The sequence below is a fragment of the Polaromonas sp. P1_E3 genome (assembly GCF_056405935.1).
Window position 1 is genome coordinate 1 of record NZ_JBFUBD010000554.1, and the last position, 1,471, is coordinate 1,471.

General features: G+C 57.5%; 1 protein-coding gene and 1 pseudogene. Both read left to right on the forward strand.

Annotation, left to right across the window (positions count from 1 at the left end):
• Positions 1-118: 118 nt before the first annotated feature.
• Positions 119-1,174 (forward strand): phosphatase PAP2 family protein, encoded by a 1,056-nt coding sequence (locus AC1D0Z_RS21610; RefSeq protein ID WP_477660204.1) that lies wholly within the window; start codon positions 119-121, stop codon positions 1,172-1,174.
• A gap of 7 nt (positions 1,175-1,181) precedes the next feature.
• Positions 1,182-1,471, forward strand: a pseudogene (locus tag AC1D0Z_RS21615) (hypothetical protein); the annotation flags it as partial.

Genomic DNA, 1,471 nt, shown 5'->3' on the forward strand with positions numbered 1-1,471 from the left:
GGAGAAAGTCACACCCGACAACAAGTGGCCTCAGTCCTGCGCCGTTTAGGCGTCCCCGAAAATTGAACATAAACAAGGAATCTGTATGTCTAGTCTTAGTGGTGGCATGAGTGGCGGTATGAGTGGCGGTATGAGTGGTGGTATGAGTGGTGGTATGAGTGGTGGTATGAGCGGCGGCATGAGTGAAAGCTCTCCTCTATTTGCCCACGCCTTAACCACCAGTCGTGCCGCACTGGTGGGGCCTTTTGACCCTACCCCTCTCACCTTCAAAATGCCAGTTCCCCTGGATGAGCCGTCGCGGCTGGCGCAATGGGCCGCGGACCGTCGACTACAAGTGTGTGAACTGGAGCTGCTCGCTGGCCTGCGTTTCGACGTCGCCCAAAGCACCGAGCAGGTCACGCTGGGTTTTGTCAATCTGGACAAAAAACCTTTCAAGGACGTAGCCCTGGCGAAGCTCAAAAGACCCACACACAAGGTGTTCACCCAGCAGTTGGGACTGGTTGCGCTTTATGCTGATCTGCGTGAGGACCGTCAAAACGAAATCCTGGCGCAAATGCCCGGTGGGCTGGCATTTTGGGCGTCCATCATCGGCCTTCAGGCGCATCGCCACAAATACACCCTTGAACTGCTGGACCTGGCCATGTCGCTGGCCATTCATGTCGAGATGCGCTTCAAACATGCTTTTGCGTGTCCTCGCCCCGACTCGCTCTCTCCACAAATCCAGTCCATGATCCCGAGTCCAGGACACTCCACCTGGCCCAGCGGCCATGCGACGGAAGCATTCCTGACCGCCACGATCTTGCAGGCCCTGCTTCCCCAGGGCTCCAAGTACCAGGAGCAGCTGCAGCGGCTTGCCGCCAGAATCGCGGTAAATCGCACAGTGGCCGGCTTGCATTACCCGGTGGATAGCGCTGTTGGACGGCTTCTGGGGACGGCTTTGGGCGAATTCTTCGTGGCACGCTGCAAAGGCGCAAAACTCCATGAGCGCGGCTTTGACGGCCGCAAATTCCATGATGCCAAAGGGCATGTCATTGACTTTGACCTGCGGGTCTCGATGTCGGACAACAAGAGCGGCTATTACCAGCTGCTTCCCACCGCTGCAACGGTGGCCGCATCTCCCCTGCTTGCATTCATGTGGGAAAAGGCATCGAAAGAATGCCAACCCCTCAAGTAAGCACGCCATGACCTGGACACCTCTTCCCAAAGGCAGCTTCTCCGGCATTGACTGGGCCAAGCCGGGTGCAACCACCGGCTTTGACCCTTATCTCATCTGGGCAGAGGCAGACAAATTCGCGGGCTACGGCTTGAAGAAGCAGCCTAAATGGTTGCCTGTGTTGATTGAGCTTACCGCAGGCACCAGCATTTCCCAGTTGCTGACAGCCGCTTCTCCTGCGTGGTTGCATGTTCCGCCGGTCTATAGCTCGCCTGCTGCACCTGCAGGCTTGCGCTTTTGCACTGCGCACATCAGGCC

Bases quoted from the DNA above. Each gene is read 5' to 3' on its own strand.
- AC1D0Z_RS21610 (WP_477660204.1), top strand. From the start codon at position 119: ATGAGTGGCGGTATGAGTGGTGGTATGAGTGGTGGTATGAGTGGTGGT.